Raw genomic sequence first — 21,262 nt, 5'->3', positions numbered from 1 at the left:
AAATAAACGGAAGACAGATTAGTCAATAAAAGAATAAAATGAAACTAACCGATATGTTTGGGAGGGGGAGGCACTATTTCTAGGGTATAATCGAAATGGCCCATAATATGATAAAAACCAGAATTTGACTCTATTGAATGGCTCAATAGGGAAAAATCCAAAGAGTTACTGCTTACGAATTTTTCTTCGCCATTTGACTTTTTGCCGGTTTCTTGGTGTTCTTCTTCGTTTAAATTGGTAACGACCACGGGCTTATCAATATCACATAAAGTGATAATACTTGGTGCCACGATGGCAAACAGCCAAAACAAAAGCAGTGATATCCGAAGAATTTTTTTCATGAATTGAGGAAAATGCAAATATAGAAGACTAGAAATGAAATATTGTTAAGTAAAGTTTAAAAATCTTTCAGCATTTTTATGTCTTCTTCGGGAATCCATCCGGTCGAACCATCGGCAATCTTAATTTTTTTCCATTCATTGAGGCCATCCAGCACATGTACCTTCGTACCTTCATGAAGGGCGAAGGCCTCCTGGCTCCTTTGATTAGGTTCCGATTTAACGCTTGATTCCTGAGCAAAAACAATTGCCGGCTGATCGGCCGTAAACTTGCTGTATTGCAAAAAGGCAAAAACTAGGGAAATAACAGTAAGAAGCATGAATATCACGCTGGTAACAAAAGAAACCCGCTTCTTAGAGGAATATTGAAAGCTATAAAAGGCAATGTAGAACAGCACAAAAAGAATCATGAAAACGATGGCCAGGTAACTCCACTGGTCAAAAGAGAGAAAACCGATGATATTACCATAAATTTTCGACAATCCTGTTTCAGGCAGTTTTTCGATAGCATCTAAGGTCATGTTCTGGGCATAAGCAAGATTGCTTTTGATTTCAGAATCATTGGGCTTAAGTAGCAGTGCTTTTTCGTAGTAGTAAATACTCGGGGCGATTTCGTTCAGTTTATAATACGAATTTCCCAAGTTGTAATAGAGTTCAGCAGAATGTTGGCCATTGTCTAAAATTTCTAGATAATTATCTACGGCCCTTTGGTACTCTCCTGCGTTATAGGCCTCAGTGGCTTGGTCGAAGAGTGTTTCGCTTTGGCCGAAGGTCATTGTTGCAAAGACGAAAACCAATATGTAGCACATTTTTTTCACTAATAATTTTTTATTTGCTATACCAAGCTCTTTAAAGTTGCTTATCTAAATTTGAAATTACTTCACTGGCCTTATCGTAATCTTGTTGCATCTGTACTCGTGAAAAAGGACTATAACGAGCCATCTCACAGCTGGATAGCAAAGCCACAAAACCGTCTTTTGTAGGCGTATCGATATTTTTTTCTGTAAGAAGGGTGGCAATTCTGTCTTTACTGAACTCTGAGGTTTCAATTTTCAGTTTTGACTTTAAATAGTTATGTAATCCTTTTTCCAAGGCAATATAAAAACTGTCTTTGTTGCCCAGTTCCTTCTTGGCTTTTGATAGGTATTTACGCGCTAGCTTATTGGCCCTTCTGACCCGATTTCCAACCACATCACTCGCGATGGCCTCTCTTTTCTTACTGAAAATTATGGTAATGGGTATGAGAACCAAGGGTAAGAGCAGCCATAGGTAAAAAGAAGTGGAACCAAAAAAGTAATTAGATCCGATAGCGCTAAGGTTAGGCTTGAGTTTTATAAAATTGAATTGGTTTCCTGGAGAAACCGACCTTTTAGTATTATTGGTAGTATTTGTTGTTGGCACACCAGATGAATTCAATGGTCCTTCCTTCACGTTAATTACTATTTCGTCTGAAGTAAGGGTTTTGTACGTTTCCGAATTTGGATCGAAGTAGGTAAACGAAATACTGGGGATCGGATATTTGCCCTTGAAAGAAGGGACAATGGTGTAATTATTGCTCACTTTACCTTGAGATCCCGAGAGTGTGGTACGTACGCTTTCTTCAAATTCAGGCTCATAGACTTCTAAGGAACCAGGTAGGTTGGGCTCCGGCAATTGGAATAATTTTAAATTCCCCTTACCTGACACCTGTACCTTTGCTTGCAGTGATTCTGAAGCATTGAGCACGGTTTTGCTCGTGGTTACCGCAAAATCGAAATTGCCAACGGCACCGCTAAAGTTCACTGGTTTTCCGGCTTGGGGTAAAGGCTTTACATTGATAATTCGATTGCCTGCGGAAACCGTTTTATTGGTTTGAGAATAGACCCGACCGCCAAAAAAGTCACGCTTGTTGGTAGGTACTTCGACCGTTACATCCAAGGATAAAGGCTCAATTTCCAGTTTCCCCGATTTTTGTGGATAAAGCACTACTCTTTTTAGTATCACATAGCGATAGGGCTTGCCCTTGTAGGTTCCATTTTCTGCCGAAAGCCGGCTTACCGGAATATCCTGGCTCCAAAAGTTGTTGTATTTAGGGTTGTCAAGGGGTTGATAGTTCGATACGCTTACCGAAGGGCTGACGTATAGCTTATACACGACGCTTACTGCTTCGTTGAGATAGGGGCTGGTCTTCGACACTTCCGCTACCAAATGGAGACTTTCATCGGCCACATCATCGACCGTTAATTGGTCACTTGGTTTATCTACCGCAGCTGTTACCTCTACTTCCTTCGGCAATGATTTATAGGTTTTACCATCAATAATAATGGTGGCCTGGCCAATGGTGAAATTACCACGGCCTGTCGGCGCCAAGGTATACGAATAGGTTTTGGAATAGCTCCTTACCCCGTTGATCCAAGAAGAGCTTATCGATTGAGAAGGGCCCATGAGTACACGGAATCCTTCGAAATTTGGTGGATTGAAATTATCGCCATCACGGTTCATGCTAAAGTCTACACGTAACCGCTCATTGATGCCCAGCTTTTCTTTACTGAGCTTCATTTCAAAAGTAACCGCAGTCTCCTTTTGGGCATATGCCGACATTAGGCTACATGCCAATAAAAAAAATGTAATATAGTTTCTATAAAAAAGCGGCGTTACCAATCTTTTTCTGTTTTGGTTTTGACACCCTTGACTTTTTGGGCATCTATTTTTTCCTGTACTTTTTTCTCTTCGTTCTGCATAGCGTCTAACAGGTTTTGAATCTGTTGTTTGCTCAATTGATTGGGTCTGGGTTGTTGGGGCTGTTCCTCTTCTTGTTGATCTCCCTGCTCAGGCTGCTTGTTCTGTTCCTCTTTTTGTTCGCCGTCACCTTCTTTGTTTTCATCTGGTTTTTCTTCATTTTGGTCACCCTCATCTCCTTGGTCTCCTTCTTCGTTTTGTTCTTGGTCTTTGTTGTCTTCCTTATTGTCTCCCTCTTTATTATCCTCGTTTTGATCTTGCTGATCTTGCTGATCTTGTTCGTCTTTATTATCCTGGTTTTCCTTATTTTGCTCTTCGTCGTTCTTGAGCATTTCTTTGGCCAAAGCCAAATTATAACGAGTTTCCTCGTCCGTCGGATCGTTTCGTAGTGCTTCTTTGTAGGCTTCGACCGCTTTTTGATATTCTTTTCGTTTCATAAAAACATTGCCCATATTATGGTATGCATTATGTTTCGCCTTTTTATCGGTGGCCAATTCCCCGGCCTGTTTGAAGCGGCCAAATGCCTCGCTATAAGTTTCTTTATTATAGTATGCGTTGCCTAGATTGTAAGGTGCTGCAGGATTTTCGTCACTTTTGGCAATAGCTTTTCTATAGTCTACTTCTGCATCGACGAAATTATTTTCAGACAGTTCCTTATTAGCCTCCCAGGTTAAGTTTTTAGACTCTCTGAGCGCCTCCTGTTGATTTTTGTTTTCTTCTTGTGGAAAGGAGAGGAAACCTATAAAAAGTAATAGTATCGAAATTGAATTTTTCATTTATGTTATTTCCTTTTCATTGAACAGATTCAACTTTCTGAGCCATTGGGTCTTCTTGTCCAAGACAAAAATGTCTAAAAATAAGCATAAGAGGCCAATGGCCAAGAACCATTGAAATTGATCCTTGAATTCAGCGAACTGTTTGGCCTCAAATTCTTTTTTGTCCATTTGCAAAAGTTCTTCCTTAATAAAATCTACGGCTTCTGCTGTGTTATCTCCATTGATATATGTTCCATTACCCTCATCTGCAATCTCTTCCAAGACGACTTCGTTCAGTTTGGTAATTACAACTTCTCCTTGGGCATCTTTTTTAAGACTTTCAACTACGCCATTGCGTTTTAGGGGTATGGGAGCACCCTTGGTTTTACCTACTCCGATAGTATACACCCGAATACCCTCTTCTACTGCTTTTTCTACGGCTTCGATAACGGAGCCTTCCGAGTGATCTTCACCGTCTGAAATGATAAAAAGCACACGGTTGGTTTGCTCGGCATCATTATAATAGGTTGCTGCCAAATCAATAGCCTGATCGATAGCAGTACCCTGAGAGGTGAGCATATCGGTGTTCATGCCTTGCAAAAACATTTTAGCCGCACCGTAATCCGTGGTTATCGGTAGCTGCGGAAAGGCCTGTCCGGCATAAGCGATGATACCGATGCGATCACTGGCCAATTGATTGATTATTTCCGATACTAGACGTTTGGCCTTTTCCAATCGATTCGGGGCGATGTCTTCCGCGAGCATGCTTTTCGAGACATCTACTGCAAATACAATATCAACACCTTCCCTTTTTACCGTTTCCAGCTTTGTTCCTATTTTAGGATTGACCAACCCTAAGGTCAAAAATGCCAGCCCTAATAGAAAAAGTAATAATTTCAAGCTTGCCTTGAAGTTCGATCGATCAGGGGTGAGCCTTTTGAGCAACAAGGGTTCTGCGAATCTACGTTGGGTTCGCTTTTTCCAAACTTGTAGCAAAACAAAAAAGACAAAGATCACGGGAATGATCCCGAGCAAATAGAAATATACTTTTTCGTCTAATTGAATCATTGTTTATTTTAGTATTTGGAGCAAAATAGCACTCCCTTTTCAAATTTCGCTCTTTAAATGAAACTTCTAAAAAGCGAGTTTCTCAAAACCCATTCCAATAAAAGCAAACCTCCTGCCAAAAACACCCATGAACGAAACTTTTCTTCATATTTGTAGTATTTGAACTCTTCTATCTCGGTCTTTTCAAGTTTATTTATCTCCTCGTATATGGCCTCTAGTTTTTGGTTGTCGGTCGCCCTAAAATATTTGCCCCCGGTAACCTTGGCGATATCCTTTAGAAGGGCTTCATCAATTTCTACCTGTCGCATGCCATACCTAAAGGAACCATCGGCATTATAGGCTATGGGCGACAACGCATTACCATTGGTGCCAAGACCAATGGTGTAGGTTTTAATGCCAAACTCAACGGCAAGATCTGCAGCGGTCTGTGGCTCTATAAAACCGGAATTGTTGACCCCGTCGGTTAGCAAAATAATAATTTTGCTAGCAGCCTTGCTTTCCTTTAGACGGTTTACGGCGGTTGCGAGGCCCATTCCGATTGCGGTACCGTCGTTTAATTGGCCGTAAGTAATTTCGCGAAGGGCACTTAAGACTATCGCCTTATCGCTGGTAATCGGGGTCTTTGTATAGCCTTCGCCGGCATAGGCGACCAACCCTATACGATCGTTAGGCCGTTCTTTGATAAACTTGGCCGCCACATCTTTCAAAGCCGCCAAACGGTTGGGTTTTAGGTCGCGGGCCAGCATACTTGACGATACATCGATAGCCATGACAATATCGATGCCTTTGGTCGTCTTTGTTCTTGTAGAGATATCTTCTGTTTGCGGGCGTGCCATGGCGATCACAATGAAGGCCAGGGCGACAAGTCGCATTAAAAACAGAAGCGGTTTTAATTTAGGGAGGAAACCTTCATTCGAAAACCCTACTATGCTGGGTATTTTCAAAGAGGCAACCTGGTCTTTTCGCTTATAGATATGCCATACCACGGCCAACGGAAGCAATAGAAGCAGCCAAAAAAACTCAGGGTTCGCAAAGGTTATATTCTCCAACATGCTATACTTCTGTTTTTACATCGATGGTTCCCAAAATACGATTTACGATATCTTCGGCATAGGCGTCACCATCTTGCCAGGTTAACATAATTTGTTGTTGAAACCCTTTGCCTCCGAAAAGGATAATACTATATTTTCCCCTTACTGATTCTTCAGAGCCAGGTGATGGAAAAGTTCCGCTGCCATATATGCGAACACCTTTAACACCTGATAGTGTCGTGAATTCCTCTTGTTTTGTTAAAATATTTTTAGCGCCCTGGCTTTCTAATTTTTTGATCAGCGATTCAATCGACTTTTCATAATCGGGTTCAATATCCTTGTTCAGTGTAGTTGAAATGGTATGTACGGAGAAAAGATTATCGGCCTCGTCGTACACAAATGTCTGAATGTCTTTGATATTCGCTTTCGCTTCAGCGTTGAGCTTTACCTCTTGGCGTTTCAAGACCTCTGGGGTTTCAAGACTTATGGGGGGGTAACCATAGGTGCTTGCCACCCATTCGCTCTCAAGCAATTCTTTGGTGGGGTGCCCTATCACCGTATCCCTCACATAACCAAAACCATAATAGGCTACGGCTGCTCCTGTAAAAATTAAAAGGGCTGCTACAGCAGCGGCACTGGCAATAATAATTTTTTTCTTTTGCCTTTTACGAGCTACCTCTTCTTGGTATTCCGCCTGTTCCATCAGCTCTTCAACGGTGGGTTCAGGTAGGGCATCATGGGTTTTGGTTACAATATCTTCAATGGATTTTCTATCTTGTTCTGCGATTGATGTATCGGGTTTTGACTTGGCAAATTTGACCAAATCAGCGGTTTGCAATATGCGCTTGAACTGTTGTAAGGTGTCATGGTCGATTTTCAGTTCACCAGCGTCCCTAAGCATTTCAAGTTTTAGTATGAGTTCGTCCGTGGTGCTTTCGAGAGCGCTTACATGCACATCTTCTTCCAAATACGACCTTACGATTCCAGTAAGTTCTGAATAGTACTGCTTATATTCATCTTGGATCAGGTACTTCGAATTTTCTAATTTTTTCAGCTCTATCAAAGCGCGGTCATAGGGCGGCAACAAAGCTTCTTTCTCTTCTTTGGACAAAGGTTTTTTTCGAAAGACGAACCAATATAGTGCTCCTCCCAAAAGTGCGATCAATAGTAGGGCAATTACAAGTGTGATCCAGAATTTGGCATTACTCTTTTCAACTTCCATTAAAGGTTTGATGTCGTACATTTTCTGGGCCAGGGTATCTACAGGAACATTAGCTACCAAAATTTCGGTAGAATCGGTAAAGAATCCTTTGCCGTTTATTTCTATGCGCTGTGAAGGAAGTTTGTACGAACCTGAATCAAACTGGGTCAGGGCATAGATCTTTTGTAAGGTCATTCTATCGTTCTTACGGGTTGTATCCGTAGCGAATGCTTCAACTGTCTCCAAAGGGGAAAAAGTCTGTCCTTCGGGAAAAATGACCTGGGCGGTGGTATCGGTTTCTACGGTGACCGTAAACTTGATTTGTTCACCGATTTTTATGGATGTAGTATCGACATTCGACACCACGTTTGACCCATTTTGTGAGAAGGCAAAAAATCCTCCAAAAATGAATAATAGGAAACTCCATCGCATCCCGTGCAATATAAAGTTATTGATTCTTATTTTCGATTCTGTATTTTGCATTAACCTCTTCGCTTGAAATAGCCTAAAAGTTTCCTTACATAACTTTCGTCGACACGGCAGCTAAGTACGCCACAACCGGATTTCGTGAAAATTTCTTGAAAGTAATCGACCCGCTCACGATAGTAATTTCCATATGCGTTGCGCACACTTTTTGATTGTGTATTGACCAAACGTATTTTTCCGGTTTCGGCATCCTGCATTTGTACCATGCCCAGATTGGGAATGACCTCTTCACGTTCATCGTAGACCCGAATCCCGGTCAAATCATGCTTGTTCCCTGAAATTTTCAAAGTCTTCTCGTAATCTTCCGCAATGAAATCCGATAGCAAAAAAACAATGGCTTTTTTCTTTAGCACACTGCTTAAAAACTTCAAGGCCTCGGCAATATTTGTGCGGCTGCTTTTTGGTCGGAATTCCAATAACTCCCTGATGATTCGCAACACATGACTTTTCCCTTTTTTGGGAGGAATATAAAGTTCAACTTCATCGGAGAACAAAATAAGTCCTGCTTTATCATTGTTCTGAAGTGCCGAAAAGGCCAAGGTGGCCGAAATTTCCGTAATGATTTCTTTCTTGAACTGATTGGTAGTGCCAAAAAGTTCTGAGCCGCTTACATCGACCATCAGCATCATCGTCAATTCGCGTTCTTCCTCGAAAACCTTAACGTAGGGTTCGTTGTAACGGGCGGTCACGTTCCAATCGATACTGCGTACATCATCACCGAACTGATATTGACGCACTTCACTAAAGGTCATACCGCGTCCTTTGAATGTGGAATGGTATTCCCCGCCAAAAATATGATCCGAAAGACGTCGCGTCTTTATCTCGATCTTACGAACTTTTTTTAGTAACTCTTTGGTATCCATTGGCGTTTAAAGTTCAATGTTCAATGTTCATAGGTCATACGACCCAGAACTTTTTAACCTTAAACCTAGAACCTTTTTAAGGCACTTCGATCTCGTTTACGATCTTGTTGATGATTTCTTCGGAAGTAATATTCTCGGCCTCTGCCTCGTAGGTTATGCCTATTCGATGGCGCAATACATCATGTACTACGGCGCGAACATCTTCGGGTACCACATATCCCCTACGTTTTATAAAAGCAAAGCATTTGGCCGCATTGCCCAAGTTGATACTTCCTCTCGGGGAAGCCCCGAAACTTATCAACGGTTTCAAATGTTCGAGGTTATATTTTTCAGGATACCGGGTAGCAAACACAAGATCAAGAATATATTTCTCTATCTTCTCGTCCATGTAAACCTCGCGCACTGCTTGTTGGGCACTTAAGATTTGTTTAAGGGTAACCACGGGTTTTACGGTCTCGTAAGCCCCTAATAGGTTTTGACGCATTATCAATTGCTCCTCGTTCATTCTAGGGTAATCAATGACCGTTTTCAACATAAAACGGTCGACTTGTGCTTCGGGTAAAGGGTATGTACCTTCTTGTTCTACTGGGTTCTGAGTGGCCATTACCAAAAAAGGTTTATCCAAGATAAACGTCTCATCGCCTATGGTCACCTGTTTTTCTTGCATCGCCTCTAGTAGTGCGGATTGCACCTTTGCTGGGGCTCTATTAATTTCGTCGGCAAGTACAAAATTGGCAAAGATTGGGCCTTTTTTAATGGAAAAGTCATTTTCCTTAATATTGTAGATCAATGTACCCACCACATCGGCAGGAAGAAGGTCGGGGGTAAACTGTATTCTGCTAAAACTTCCCTTAACGGCTTTAGACAAGGTATTGATGGCGAGAGTCTTTGCAAGGCCGGGAACACCCTCCAATAGAATGTGTCCTTGCCCCAGAAGACCTATGAGCAGTCGTTCGACCATATGTTTTTGGCCTACGATTACCTTATTCATTTCTAGCATCAACAAATCGATAAAGGCGCTTTCCTGAGCTATTTTTTCATTAACTGCACTAATGTCTACAGCGGTGTTTTGTTCCATATATATCAAAAACTATTTGGTTGAGGCTGGTTGTAGTTAGTATAGGAGTGCAAATTGAAAATTTATTCACTGCTTCGCTGTTAACGATTGGTTAAAAAAAAACGTAACCCCCCATTTTTATGAAGTTTTTAAGGTAATTCTTTTTAATTTAAGCCACATAGGCAAATGCCGAAAATATAATATATCATATAATGAAAAAATTAGCATTGATTACAGGGGCAACAAGCGGTATAGGAAGATCTACGGCCATACTTTTTGCACTTCAGGGAATAGAACTGGTTTTATGCGGTAGAAGAAAAGATCGTTTGGATGGGCTTCAGGCCGAACTGGGTAAAGAAACCAGAATCCATACCTTAAATTTCGATGTCCGTGAAAAGGACGAAGTATTTGAGGCTATTGCATCATTGCCCGATGATTTTTCCAAAATCGATATTCTTGTCAACAACGCTGGAAATGCACATGGCCTTGATCCTATAGACAAGGGAGATCCGGCCGATTGGGATGCCATGATCGATATAAATGTCAAGGGGTTGCTCTATGTGTCCAAAGCGATAATTCCGGGAATGGTAGAACGAAGATCCGGGCATATTATAAATATAGGATCGACAGCTGCGAAAGAGGTATATCCGAAAGGAAATGTGTACTGTGCTAGCAAGCATGCAGTCGATGCCCTGACAACAGGTATGCGCATCGATTTAAACCCTTATGGCATTCGGGTGGGAGCGGTCCATCCCGGGGCCGTGGAAACTGAATTTAGCAATGTTCGGTTTAAAGGAGATGATGACCGTGCCGATTCGGTGTATGAAGGCTTCGAACCTCTGGTTGCCGATGATATTGCCCAAATTATTCATTTTGTAGTGACGAGACCCACTCATGTTAACATTGCCGATTTGGTGGTTACCCCAACGGCACAGGCCACTGCCACTATATGGAATAAAGAATCATGATCAACAAACGTCTTCTCGTAAAAAATTTGCTTGCGCATAATGACGAGAACAGCTTTTATGATAAAAAGCGTTTTGTAGCCATTGGACAAAAGGAGGGGAAGGCCAAATTTTTAAAGCATGTTTGTGCACTTGCCAACAGCAACCCTAAGAACAATTCTTTTATTGTTATCGGGGTCGAAGATGAAGATAGTAAAATTGTTGGAGTAGATTTTTTTGATGACAGCAAAATCCAGAACCTGGTGAATGCCTACCTTGAGAACCCACCTCTGATTTCCTATGAGAACATTCCCTTTCCGGATTTACCCGAAGGTAAAGTAGTGGGTCTGGTGACAATCAGGTCTAACGGTAAGATTTGCTCCTTACGTAAAAATATTTGGAAATATTATGGAGGAATGGTCTTTTTTCGTGAGGGGAGCATCAGCATGCCAAAAGCTTTTGATATTGAGCTCAGGGATATCAATTCAGAAATAGTGGCTACCATTGAACAGCATGCACGCAACAATATCGAATTGACGCTAGATGGGGTCATTGATTTTATTAACCACAGACATAAAGACCTCGAAAGCGATTATAAGGTCTTTAAAGAGCAATTCGTGGTCTGTTGGGCAGGGATTAAAAAAAAGGTAAGGGGTGAGACCTATTTTTCCCGGGTTGATATCGAATTGATCAATGAGCAGGTGAAACTTTTTTATTCGGCCTTAGATGAAGTGACCATTACGTTTGATGAGCATTCTTTCACTACTATCGAGTACGTACAACTTGGCCTAAAGACAAAACAGACCTACTATCCCTTGGAAAAAGTGGTGATTACTTTCAAGAATAATGGCACGTATAGCTTACAGAGCGACCTTCTTTTCAAACCCCCGCAGCACGATAAAAAAACGTTGTACCATATTTTTAATGCGAATGGTGCTCTATTACGAAAGTTAGAGAAGAATATGAATTTGAGCCCATCTGAGAAAAAGGATTTAAAGTTCTTGCCCGATACCTATTTGATTGCTTATCTAAACGGGTTTGAAGAGGCGAAAGATCAAATGGAGACCGCGAGGCCGTTGTTGAAAAAATACGATGTTGCCATTTATGGATCTTTAAAGGAAGCTTTGCGTATCATGAGGAAAGTCCAATACAACTAAGATATGGCTTTCAAAGCAGCGAGCTTTGATACTTTTAGTTCTATTAGCACCACATAAAATGGTCTTTTTCCCAAAATCGTCATTATTTTCATCAAATTTGGCCATCTGATCTCAAATTCACTAGATTTTATTTAGAATCTATTATTTGGCCAATCATCTTCATACTACTTTTATATAATGAAAAATACAGTGTTTCCACGCGAATTGCTGGTTAAAAGTGAATGGTTATGGTAATATCGAAAAACCCATTGATTTACGTCGATGATGACGAAGATGATAGAATGCTTTTTCAGGATGCCATGACGGACCTCTTTCCTGATTTGGAGCTAAGGTTGTTCACAAATGGAGTAAATCTTATAGACACGTTGCGCGAAGATATTACATCCTTGCCCAAATTGATTTTTCTCGATTTGAACATGCCAGAAAAGAGTGGTTTTGAATGTATCGTCGAAATAAGGAGGAACGAGGCATTGAAAAAAATTCCGGTTATCGTCTATTCCACGTCTTCAAGTGCCGGGGATAAAGAAAATAGTATTCGTCTGGGAGCCAATTCCTATCTGACCAAATCGAATTGTTATAAGACGATGAGAGACCAACTGATGAATACTATTATGCCATATCTTGATTAAGGTCACATCGTTTACCATCGATTGTCTTCCTTTAAGAAAATTAATAATGCTAAAAAAGCTAATCCACAGAGTGAAAACCAAGACCCTCTACCGAAAAAATGTAACCGAGCTAAAATGGTTACTTATTGTAAGTGCTTTTTTCTTTCTAGTTTCACTTTTGGCCATGGGTATTATCATCACAAAATATGCATCGGCCAACCTTCTTTAGTTAGGCAGAAATCATTTTTTTGCTTCTTATCTGGTTTCTAACTTGTTGCCAAAACATACTTCTAGAAGCATTGGATGTAGCTTTCGAAGAAAGCATGGTTTTAATATCCATTCCGACCTTGCGATTAGACATAATATTTTCAGAAACCCGGTCGGATACCAATATAAGACCCCAATCGTCAAAAATTTTATCGTTGCGGGCCCCCTTCCATAAGAGTTCTATTTCATAATGACGAGGGTCGGCCTTAATTTTCTCAAAAAGCATGAGCACTCTTTGCTTAGGTCCTTCAAGTAATTGAAAAAATTCGTCCTTATAATGGATAAGGCACCCGGTCACTCCTATGTCCCGATTATTTTTGTCGGAAGTCTCCACGAGATTTTTCACTTCACCCTCGCCAATATAAAAAGAGGCTTTAGAGCGGTAGCTAAGCTCAAAGGACTGATCAGCACTTAGGAAGGAATCCCTGTAATCTCTGGGAAGCATACCGTACTTTTCCTTAAAAATTTTCGAAAAATAACTTTGACTCTGAATGCCGATTTCATGAACAACTTCGGAAATATTGAGTTCTGTAGTCTGTATGAGCTCCCGGGCCTTTTCCAGTTTGAGATTCTTTACGAAATGGGCGACGCTTACCCCAAATAGAAAACGGAAACCTTCTTGTAACTTTTTAGCCGAAAGCCCGGTCTCTTTTACTATACTCTCAATGGTATGGGCCTGACTTAAATTTCTGCTGATTTCGTCGCAGACCACCACTACTCGCTCCAGTTGTTCTTTGCTCAAGTTGGTGAACTTATCTTTACCACTCATGTATTTGTCCCGGTCATCAAGCTGAGCCGCCAAAGTGTTCAAAGCCGAGGCCTCCGTAAGAAGTTTACCGATAACGTCGGTTCGCTTATTCTCGATGAGAACTCGGGCATATTTTTCGGTTTCCGCACTGATTCCTCCAAAATAACGATAGGGCATATCATTGCCTATCTTGGCAAAGATGTCGTTCAAAATATTGGAAAGATTACTTCGCTTTATCAGTTCTTGCTCTGCTATCTTTTCTTTTTTGACGATGATTACGCTTAGTTTTAGCTCTATGTTATTCGGTAAAATGGCAACATTAGGATTGTCTTCGGTAGCGCAGAGAATGACATTCTGCCCCCTTCTGATGCGTTCTGCCTCTAGGTCTTTTTTGAATTTATGAAAGTAATGGCCTTGAATGCAGAACAGAAGATAGAGCGGATTGTTGACCATACCGTCCAGCTCTATTTTCAATTCATTCTTGAGATGTATATTGTACGTACGTACCGATAGGCCCGGTAAAAGGTCATAGGTGTAGATAAATCCTTTGCCGTTGGCATTGTCCAACTCCATTCGGGCAGCTCCCAAACCCTCGTAAAAATCACCGCCGAGATAAACCGACATCGCCCTCAACTGTTCTATGGGGCCTTTTTCCTCTAACTTTAACATACCACTTAAATTCGACACAAAATAATGACAAATTCGAAATATTATCTAACAAATTTGAAACATTTGTTGACTTAAAAGACTGCCTTATAGACATGTCTTTTTATCTAGTATTCAGTTCGCAATATGTTTCAGCCATAATATTTCATAAGGCATAAGAGGTACCGTATGGCCCGTAATATTAAGGGTTTTCCCTGAAATCAAATCTTCAATCCCTTCAGGTAAACCGTAAGATCCCAAGGTGTCTAAATTTATAATTTGTGCATTATGGTCGAAATTACAAACCACCAAAATGCCTTGACTGTTGGGATAGTTCCTTTCATATATAAAGACATGGGGGTTCGGATTATCGTATAAAATTACGTTGTTGTGGTCCGCAAAGGCTCGATGCTCTTTTCTGATACGAATCAGGTGTTGCAGCGAAAAGAAAATTTTTGATTGGTAATTGTTTTTGACCTCAAGGGTTGTAATGGCCTTCCAATCATGAAAGGGGCGGTTGACCCACCGGCTATCACCTTTCTTGTTCTCATCGTTGAGGTACGAATAGTCGTTCAACATACCGATTTCATCCCCTGCATAAATCAAAGGAATTCCAGTATATGACATGGTTATACCATGTAGCATGATCACTTTGTCTATTGCTTCTTCAATTGCCTGTTCATCATTTTTTTCAAGAGCATCTTCCAATCCGAGAAGTGACGCTGAGCTCCCTGTAATTCTGCCGTCACCCGTTTTAGGGTTATACATGAATATCTGACCTTTTGAAGGCGACCACTCAATATTCTGACAGTAATAGTCTAGCAAAAATTTGCGATGTTGTTTGGCATCCCAACCGATCTCGTCGATATAATGGTCTTCGAATCCGAGGCCGATATCGTCATGGCATCGAATGTAATTAATCCAAGTGGATTCATTGGGCTTTTTAGGAAGGCTTCGTAAATTCTTATACAGCAAAATGGTCTTTTTTGTGGCAATGGCATCCCATAACAGAGCCATCAGGGTGGCATTATAGGCTATTTCGCACTCGTTGCCCGACATTTTTCCATTTCCGAAATACCTTATGATATCTTTTGGCGCAACAATGGCCTCTGCCAATAGCACAACACCTGGGGCTACTACCTGCAAACACAATTTAAATAGAGAAATCAGCATGTGTACCTCAGGTAAATTTTGTGATTGGGTGCCTATTTTTTTCCACATAAAAGCCAAGGCATCCAAGCGAACGACATCTACTCCATTGTTCACTAATTTCACCAAATTACTGAGCATTTCTATGAAAACCTGCGGGTTTGAATAGTTCAAGTCCCATTGATATTCATTAAAAACAGTCATAACCCACCTCTTCATTTTATGGTTAAAGGTGAAATTTCCGGGAGAGGTAACTGGAAATATTTCCGGAAGATGTTTTTCAAAGGCGTCAGGTACGCTGCGATCGGGATAAGTATAATAATAGTTTTGATATTTCAAATTTCCGGCCATAGCCTTTTTTGCCCATGAAAATTCATTTGAGGTATGATTGGCCACAAAATCAAGCATAAGATACATACCTTTACTTCTCATTTCATCGGTAAGCATAAGAAGGTCTTCTTTAGAACCGAACCTCTGATCCACTTCATGATAACTATTCACAGCGTACCCCCCATCATTTTCACCTTTTGGTCTTGGGGTTATTGGCATCAAGTGTAAAAAATTGACTCCTAATTTTTGAAAATAATCGAGACGCTGCCTAAGCCCCTCCAAATTGTCGCTAAAGTGGTCTACATACAACTGCATGCCCACTAATCCTTCAGACTGGTACCAATTTTCATCCGTTATACGTTCGATGTCTTGCTGTTGTAATTCTGAAGGCCTCTCCTTATACAATGAAGGAAGTTTTGAAATCAACGTATCAAAAAAAATTGAATATTTTTCCTCTGGATAAAGTGAAAAAAAAAGGTCTTTGATAAGCGTAAGGTTTGTAGAAAGCCTCAATTCAAAAAGCTTTTTAGAACTTGCATTTTGATATTTGGAAGCAATATATTTATGAAGCGAGGCTTGGTTCATTCGAAATCACTAAGTTGTTCCCAGGTAGGCAGCGAAGGAATTGCCCCAAAGTTGGTAGTTGTTATCGCACCGGCTCGATTTGCTTTTGCTACCATTTCGGTTAGCAGTGTAGTATTCTTTAAGATTTGATGCGGGTCGTTCAACGTAGAAATCTGAAAAAGCAAACAACCTATAAAGGCATCCCCGGCCCCCGTAGTATCTACCGGACTTACCCTCACGCTTGGAACAGTCGTTTTTGTAGTCGGGGTACTGATAAAGGTTCCTTGGCTACCCAAGGTTACGGTAACTATGGGCGAACCTATTTCATGAAGGACTTCGCAGGCTTTCTCTAAGTCTGTTTCTCCTGAAAGAAGTTGGGCCTCGTCTAGACTGAACTTACAAAAGTGCGATTTTTCAATAAATGTTCGACATTTTTTTATAAAGACTTCTTCCTCATCTTTCCAGAGATCACCTCTGAAATTCGGGTCGAAACTAATAAATGCATTTTGTGTCAGGGCATCAAAAAAGTATCTGGAGTAGGCATTCTCAAGGTCTCCGCCAAGCAATGCCGTTGCCGCCCCTAGGTGTACAATATTTCCTTTAAAACCCTTTTTTATGGAGGAATCGTATTTTAATTTTTTATCGGCGCCCCGGCTAAAAACAAAGTCACGCTCCCCATCTTCGGCCAAAGAAACAAAGGCCAAGGTCGTAAAAGTCTTTGAGCGCTGCGCCAAGGAAATATCAACGTTATTGGTTTCGAGTACTTTTAATAAAAAAGAGCCAAAAGGATCTTTCCCTACGGAGCCAATAAACCTACTGATTCCTCCAAGCTTTGCAATAGCACAGGCTACATTGGCAGGGGCACCCCCTGGTTTTTTGGTAAATTGATTGGCTTTAGAAAGGTCGCTACCCTGCTTTTCAGCTACAAAATCAATCAGCAACTCGCCAATGCAATACACGGTCATTTTCATTTTTCTGCCCTTAGTTTGTCTAATGTAATGACAAAAAGACCCATATTCCAAGAAATTGGTAAAGTTTATAAACTTGTTTCAATGCACTTTACAGAGAAAGCGGTAAAGGTCGACTTTGTGCATGTTTTAGAAATCCTTACCTTATTAAAAAATTTAAAACAGTTCTTAAAATGGACATATTCAATGAAATAAAAAAGAAGCTGAGCCACGAATTTATCGATATTATCGAGTGGTTAGACGCCACTGACGACACCATAGTGCATCGCTTTGAAAGGTATCAGAATGAGATTAAGAATAATGCTAAATTGATTGTCCGGGAGGGGCAGACCGCCGTTTTTGTAAATGAAGGTAAATTGGCAGACGTATTTTCACCGGGTACTTACACGTTGAACACCCAGAATCTGCCTATACTCACTACGCTTAAGGGTTGGAAATATGGTTTCGATAGTCCTTTTAAAGCTGAGGTATATTTTGTAAACACCCGCCTATTTACAGACGAGAAATGGGGTACCAAGAACCCATTTATGTTAAGTGATGAACGCTTTGGTTTGGTAGAAATAAGAGCTTTTGGCACCTATAGTTTTCGAATTAACGACCCAGGTAAATTTGTAGTTGATGTAGTAGGTACCGATGGTAATTTCACGAATTATGAGGTCAATGAACATCTAAAAAGCCTTATAGTTACCCGGTTTACCGACACGGTGGGAGAAGCCAATTTGCCAATTGAACTCTATGCTGCTAATACCAGTGAGCTGTCAGAAACCTGTCAAGAGGTAATGCAGCCCGAATTCGGTCGGGTAGGAATTGAATTGGAGAAATTCTACATTGAGAATGTATCGATGCCCGAAGAGCTTAAAAAGGAGATTTTCGAATACAGCCGTTTGGATAAACTGGATATGGCAAAACTATCACAATTTAAGACCGCAAAGGCAATAGAGGCTGCAGCAAAGAACGAAGGTGGTACGGCCGGAGCAGGCATGGGCATGGGCATGGGCTTCGTATTGGCGCAACAGATGGGAAATATGATGAATACCCAGCAATCGCCACAAGTATTTGGAGGTCAATCGCAGACTCTAGGTGCCCCCCCACCGATACCTGCCGCAATACAGTATTATTATGCCGTATCAGGAGAGCAGAATGGTCCTGTATCTTTCGATCGGTTGAAAGAACTTTATGCCAGCCGCACTATTAATAGGGACTCTCTGATTTGGAAACAGGGTATGCAGAACTGGGCGCCTCTAAAGAGTATCGATGAGTTGAAATCTTTTTTAGGAGGAAATACACCGCCTCCATTGCCTGCCGAATAGGGTCAAGATTGATAAATGATCATTATCTTAGAATTATAGTAGCTACTCAAATCGGGCTACGGCTATTTTATCTTAGTAAAATCCATCAGCCATCTTTAACAACTAAACGGTAAGAGGTATCGTAAAGAATGAGTGAAATTCTAAAATCGGAGCATAAGAAGACCTGCGCGAATTGTGGAGCGGAAATGAAGTTCAAAGCGGGTTCAAATCAGCTGAAATGTGAATACTGCGGTTATGAAGAATTCATAGAAGAGGCCAAAAAAAGCTTTGAAGAGCTTGAATTGGAACACTATCTGAAAGTTGTAGGCGAGAATGCCTATACCGAAACCATAGAATTGTTGCATTGTAAGAACTGTGGAGCCAATCAACACGTTGAAGAAAACTACAAGTCTTTAGATTGTGTTTACTGTGGAGAACCCCTCATTGTTGAGGATATTGAAAGGAAAGGTTGGTTGCTGCCCGGTGCACTTATTCCTTTTCAGGTAGATGCAAATAGAGCCCGTGGTATTTTTAAGAAATGGGTCAATGGTATCTGGTTTGCCCCCAACAGGTTAAGGCGTGCGGCACTTGATCCTGAAGGTCTTCACGGACTTTACATTCCGTATTGGACCTTCGATGCCAATTTAGAAGCGAGGTATAGTGGTCAACGTGGAGACTATTATTATGAAACCCATCGTATACGCACCAAAAATGGAGTGCAAAACCGAAGAGTACGTAAGACACGATGGTCTCCGGCCTCCGGATCAGTTGATGGGTTCGTCGATGATATTCTGATCAATGCCTCCCAGAAAAAGAGAGGTGAAATTCCCGCTAAAATAGCTTTTTGGAATGTTAAAGAATTAGTTCCTTTCAATTCAAAGTACTTGTCGGGCTTTGTAACCGAAAAATATACCGTTTCGCTCAAAGAGGGTCATCATGCGGCCTTTCAAAAAGCCAAAAGCATTGCTGATAGTTGGATTCGAAGAGATATCGGTGGCGATATACAGCGTATACACCAAGCTGACATATCGCTTACGGATGAAACTTTCAAGCATATTTTGCTACCTATTTACCTCAGTTCGTATAGGTTCAATGGTAAAGAGTACCGATTCTATATCAATGGGCAGACAGGGCTTTTAAGTGGGAGCAGACCCTACTCATTCTGGAAAATCTTTTTTTTGGCCTTATTTATTCTTCTTATTATTATGGCAATTGCGATTTTTGCAAAATGAATTTTAAAAGAATATTGGTCATAGGTGACATTCATTCAGGGTTGAAAGCCTTAGAACAGGTATTGGAACGAGCCAAGGTCGGGCACGAAGACCTCCTAATATTTTTGGGTGATTACGTTGATGGATGGAGCCAAGCCGTTGAAACCGTTGATTTTTTAATACAACTGAAAACCACCCACAACTGTATTTTTATTAGAGGTAACCATGACGAGCTTTGTCTTTCTTGGCTTCGTGATGCGAAAGACAACCCGTTGTGGTTACAGCACGGTGGTGGAGCCACCTTGTCTTCCTATGCTGGCGCGACGGAGACTACAAAAACAAAACATATCGCCTTTTATCAAGGACTACAAAACTATTACCTAGATGAGAATAACCGCTTATTCTTACATGCTGGCTTTACCAATTTGAAAGGTGTTGACTATGAATATTTTGATCAGACCTTTTACTGGGACCGTACGTTATGGGAACTGGCCAAATCACTGGATCCTACCCTGAAAAGAGCAGATGCTAGATATCCAAAGCGATTGACCCATTACAAGGAGATATTTATTGGCCATACACCAATTTCAAAAACCGGGGTCGTAAAACCTCAAAATGCAGCGAATGTTTGGAATATCGATACCGGAGCCGCATTTAGGGGAAAACTTTCAATGGTCGATGTCGATACAAAGTACGTGTGGCAGAGTGACCCCGTGGAGTCCCTATACCCAAATGAGACAGGAAGAAACTGAAAATAGCTCCTAAATTTGTTCAATTTCAGTATTTTATTAACGAACTTTGTAAAAAACATTTTTATGCCCGAAAAGAATATACGTTTAGAAGTGATGCAGGCTATTGAGCCTCAGGTCGAAGGGTTCATGGATTCTTTTCTGATACCGATTGAAGAGATTTGGCAGCCCAGCGATTTCTTGCCTGATTCTGAAAACGAAGGCTTTTTAGAGGCCGTTAGTGAACTTCGGGGGGACTCCAAGGAATTAGGATACGATTTTTGGGTAACAATGGTTGCCGATACGATTACCGAAGAGGCGTTGCCTACCTACGAGTCTTGGTTGATGGATGTTGAGGGGATTGATCAACATGGGCCCCATAAAACCAATGGTTGGTCAAAATGGGTCAGAGCTTGGACCGCTGAAGAAAACAGGCATGGCGACGTACTTAATAAATATCTGTATCTATCGGGAAGGGTCAATATGCGCGAGGTGGAAATAACGACCCAGCATTTAATTAGCGATGGTTTTGATATAGGAACTGATCGTGACCCCTATAAAAACTTTGTATATACCTCTTTCCAAGAACTTGCTACAAATATTTCCCATAAACGCGTAGGGCAAATGGCCCGGAAAAAGGGGAACGCCCTATTAGGTAAAATGTGTACCATTATCGCTGGGGATGAAATGCGGCACCACTTGGCCTATAGGGAATTTGTAAAGACCATATTTGGGGAGGACCCATCAGGCATGATGTTGGCTTTTGCAGATATGATGAAGAAGAAAATAGTCATGCCTGCTCATTTTTTAAGGGAATCAGGAGGTACCATTGGTACAGCTTTTGAAAATTTTTCGAATTGTGCGCAAAGGTTGGGAGTGTATACTGCTCAAGATTATGTGGAAATACTCAAAAAATTGAATACATATTGGGAATTGGAAAAAGTTAGAAGCCTTTCTGATGAAGCGGAAAAAGCACGCGATTATTTGATCAAGCTACCCGCAAGATTAGAACGAATTTCAGAGCGCATGAAGTTTCCAGAGGATCAGTACCGTTTTAAATGGGTGGAGGCCAATGGCATGATTTGACCCTAAAAGCGGCGGCACTGGAAAATAGGTAAATCTACTTTATATGCATTT

General features: G+C 41.1%; 20 protein-coding genes. 8 read left to right on the top strand and 12 right to left on the bottom strand.

What is annotated here, in order from left to right:
* Positions 1-44: 44 nt before the first annotated feature.
* From F2B13_RS11960 to F2B13_RS11920, 9 genes are all read right to left on the bottom strand, one after another.
* A complete protein-coding gene (locus F2B13_RS11960; RefSeq protein ID WP_149304308.1) occupies positions 45-341 on the bottom strand; it encodes a hypothetical protein in 297 nt (98 codons plus the stop codon).
* 56 nt (positions 342-397) lie between these two features.
* Positions 398-1,147 (bottom strand): tetratricopeptide repeat protein, encoded by a 750-nt coding sequence (locus tag F2B13_RS11955; protein WP_317132010.1) that lies wholly within the window; start codon positions 1,145-1,147, stop codon positions 398-400.
* 40 nt (positions 1,148-1,187) lie between these two features.
* Positions 1,188-2,918 (bottom strand): BatD family protein, encoded by a 1,731-nt coding sequence (locus tag F2B13_RS11950; RefSeq protein ID WP_149304461.1) that lies wholly within the window; start codon positions 2,916-2,918, stop codon positions 1,188-1,190.
* A 53-nt stretch (positions 2,919-2,971) separates the two neighbouring features.
* Positions 2,972-3,832, bottom strand: coding sequence for a tetratricopeptide repeat protein (locus F2B13_RS11945; RefSeq protein ID WP_149304306.1), 861 nt, complete (start codon positions 3,830-3,832; stop codon positions 2,972-2,974).
* Positions 3,833-4,879 (bottom strand): VWA domain-containing protein, encoded by a 1,047-nt coding sequence (locus F2B13_RS11940; RefSeq protein WP_149304305.1) that lies wholly within the window; start codon positions 4,877-4,879, stop codon positions 3,833-3,835.
* A gap of 53 nt (positions 4,880-4,932) precedes the next feature.
* Positions 4,933-5,931 (bottom strand): vWA domain-containing protein, encoded by a 999-nt coding sequence (locus tag F2B13_RS11935; protein WP_149304304.1) that lies wholly within the window; start codon positions 5,929-5,931, stop codon positions 4,933-4,935.
* Between the two features lies 1 nt (position 5,932).
* Positions 5,933-7,543, bottom strand: a complete 1,611-nt coding sequence (locus F2B13_RS11930) for a hypothetical protein (protein ID WP_394348974.1) — start codon at positions 7,541-7,543, stop codon at positions 5,933-5,935.
* Between the two features lie 50 nt (positions 7,544-7,593).
* Positions 7,594-8,460, bottom strand: a complete 867-nt coding sequence (locus F2B13_RS11925; protein ID WP_149304303.1) for a DUF58 domain-containing protein — start codon at positions 8,458-8,460, stop codon at positions 7,594-7,596.
* A gap of 76 nt (positions 8,461-8,536) precedes the next feature.
* Complete coding sequence (locus tag F2B13_RS11920; RefSeq protein WP_149273333.1) at positions 8,537-9,538, bottom strand: AAA family ATPase; 1,002 nt, start codon at positions 9,536-9,538, stop codon at positions 8,537-8,539.
* A gap of 191 nt (positions 9,539-9,729) precedes the next feature.
* On the opposite strand from F2B13_RS11920, the gene F2B13_RS11915 reads away from it, so the two are divergent.
* From F2B13_RS11915 to F2B13_RS20460, 4 genes are all read left to right on the top strand, one after another.
* On the top strand, positions 9,730-10,485 hold the full coding sequence (locus F2B13_RS11915; protein WP_149304302.1) for an SDR family NAD(P)-dependent oxidoreductase: 756 nt from the start codon (positions 9,730-9,732) through the stop codon (positions 10,483-10,485).
* Positions 10,482-11,618 carry an ATP-binding protein gene (locus F2B13_RS11910; RefSeq protein WP_149304301.1) on the top strand — a complete coding sequence of 379 codons (1,137 nt, stop codon included), beginning with the start codon at positions 10,482-10,484 and terminating at the stop codon, positions 11,616-11,618. The genes F2B13_RS11915 and F2B13_RS11910 overlap by 4 nt, the downstream gene beginning before the upstream one ends.
* Before the next feature lie 227 nt (positions 11,619-11,845).
* Positions 11,846-12,247, top strand: coding sequence for a response regulator (locus F2B13_RS11905; RefSeq protein ID WP_198439684.1), 402 nt, complete (start codon positions 11,846-11,848; stop codon positions 12,245-12,247).
* 70 nt (positions 12,248-12,317) lie between these two features.
* Positions 12,318-12,455 carry a hypothetical protein gene (locus F2B13_RS20460; protein WP_198439683.1) on the top strand — a complete coding sequence of 46 codons (138 nt, stop codon included), beginning with the start codon at positions 12,318-12,320 and terminating at the stop codon, positions 12,453-12,455.
* On the opposite strand, the gene F2B13_RS11900 is transcribed toward F2B13_RS20460, so the two are convergent.
* The 3 genes from F2B13_RS11900 to F2B13_RS11890 all read right to left on the bottom strand — a co-directional run bounded on the left by F2B13_RS11900 (position 12,456) and on the right by F2B13_RS11890 (position 16,894).
* Positions 12,456-13,910, bottom strand: coding sequence for a BLUF domain-containing protein (locus F2B13_RS11900; protein WP_149273325.1), 1,455 nt, complete (start codon positions 13,908-13,910; stop codon positions 12,456-12,458).
* 111 nt (positions 13,911-14,021) lie between these two features.
* A complete protein-coding gene (locus F2B13_RS11895; protein WP_149273323.1) occupies positions 14,022-15,950 on the bottom strand; it encodes an amylosucrase in 1,929 nt (642 codons plus the stop codon).
* The gene (locus F2B13_RS11890) at positions 15,947-16,894 is read right to left on the bottom strand and encodes a carbohydrate kinase family protein (protein WP_317132009.1); all 948 of its coding nucleotides are present in this window, start codon (positions 16,892-16,894) and stop codon (positions 15,947-15,949) included. Before F2B13_RS11890 ends, F2B13_RS11895 begins: the two co-directional genes overlap by 4 nt.
* A 176-nt stretch (positions 16,895-17,070) precedes the next feature.
* Here F2B13_RS11890 and F2B13_RS11885 point away from each other — a divergent pair, with 176 nt between their 5' ends.
* From F2B13_RS11885 to F2B13_RS11870, 4 genes are all read left to right on the top strand, one after another.
* Complete coding sequence (locus F2B13_RS11885; RefSeq protein WP_149273319.1) at positions 17,071-18,207, top strand: SPFH domain-containing protein; 1,137 nt, start codon at positions 17,071-17,073, stop codon at positions 18,205-18,207.
* Between the two features lie 128 nt (positions 18,208-18,335).
* Entirely contained in the window at positions 18,336-19,418 is a 1,083-nt protein-coding gene (locus tag F2B13_RS11880) for a DNA helicase PriA (RefSeq protein ID WP_149273317.1), read from the top strand.
* Positions 19,415-20,149: a metallophosphoesterase family protein gene (locus F2B13_RS11875; RefSeq protein ID WP_149273315.1), complete on the top strand. Its 735-nt coding sequence runs from the start codon at positions 19,415-19,417 to the stop codon at positions 20,147-20,149. The genes F2B13_RS11880 and F2B13_RS11875 overlap by 4 nt, the downstream gene beginning before the upstream one ends.
* Before the next feature lie 63 nt (positions 20,150-20,212).
* Positions 20,213-21,211, top strand: a complete 999-nt coding sequence (locus tag F2B13_RS11870; RefSeq protein WP_149273313.1) for an acyl-ACP desaturase — start codon at positions 20,213-20,215, stop codon at positions 21,209-21,211.
* Positions 21,212-21,262 lie beyond the last annotated feature (51 nt).

Origin of the sequence: Pareuzebyella sediminis (assembly GCF_008367235.1) — a bacterium.
In the GTDB taxonomy this organism is placed as follows: Bacteria; Bacteroidota; Bacteroidia; order Flavobacteriales; family Flavobacteriaceae; genus Pareuzebyella; species Pareuzebyella sediminis.
The sequence above is the reverse complement of the archived record's forward strand: the minus strand, read 5'-3'. Positions and strand labels throughout refer to the sequence as shown.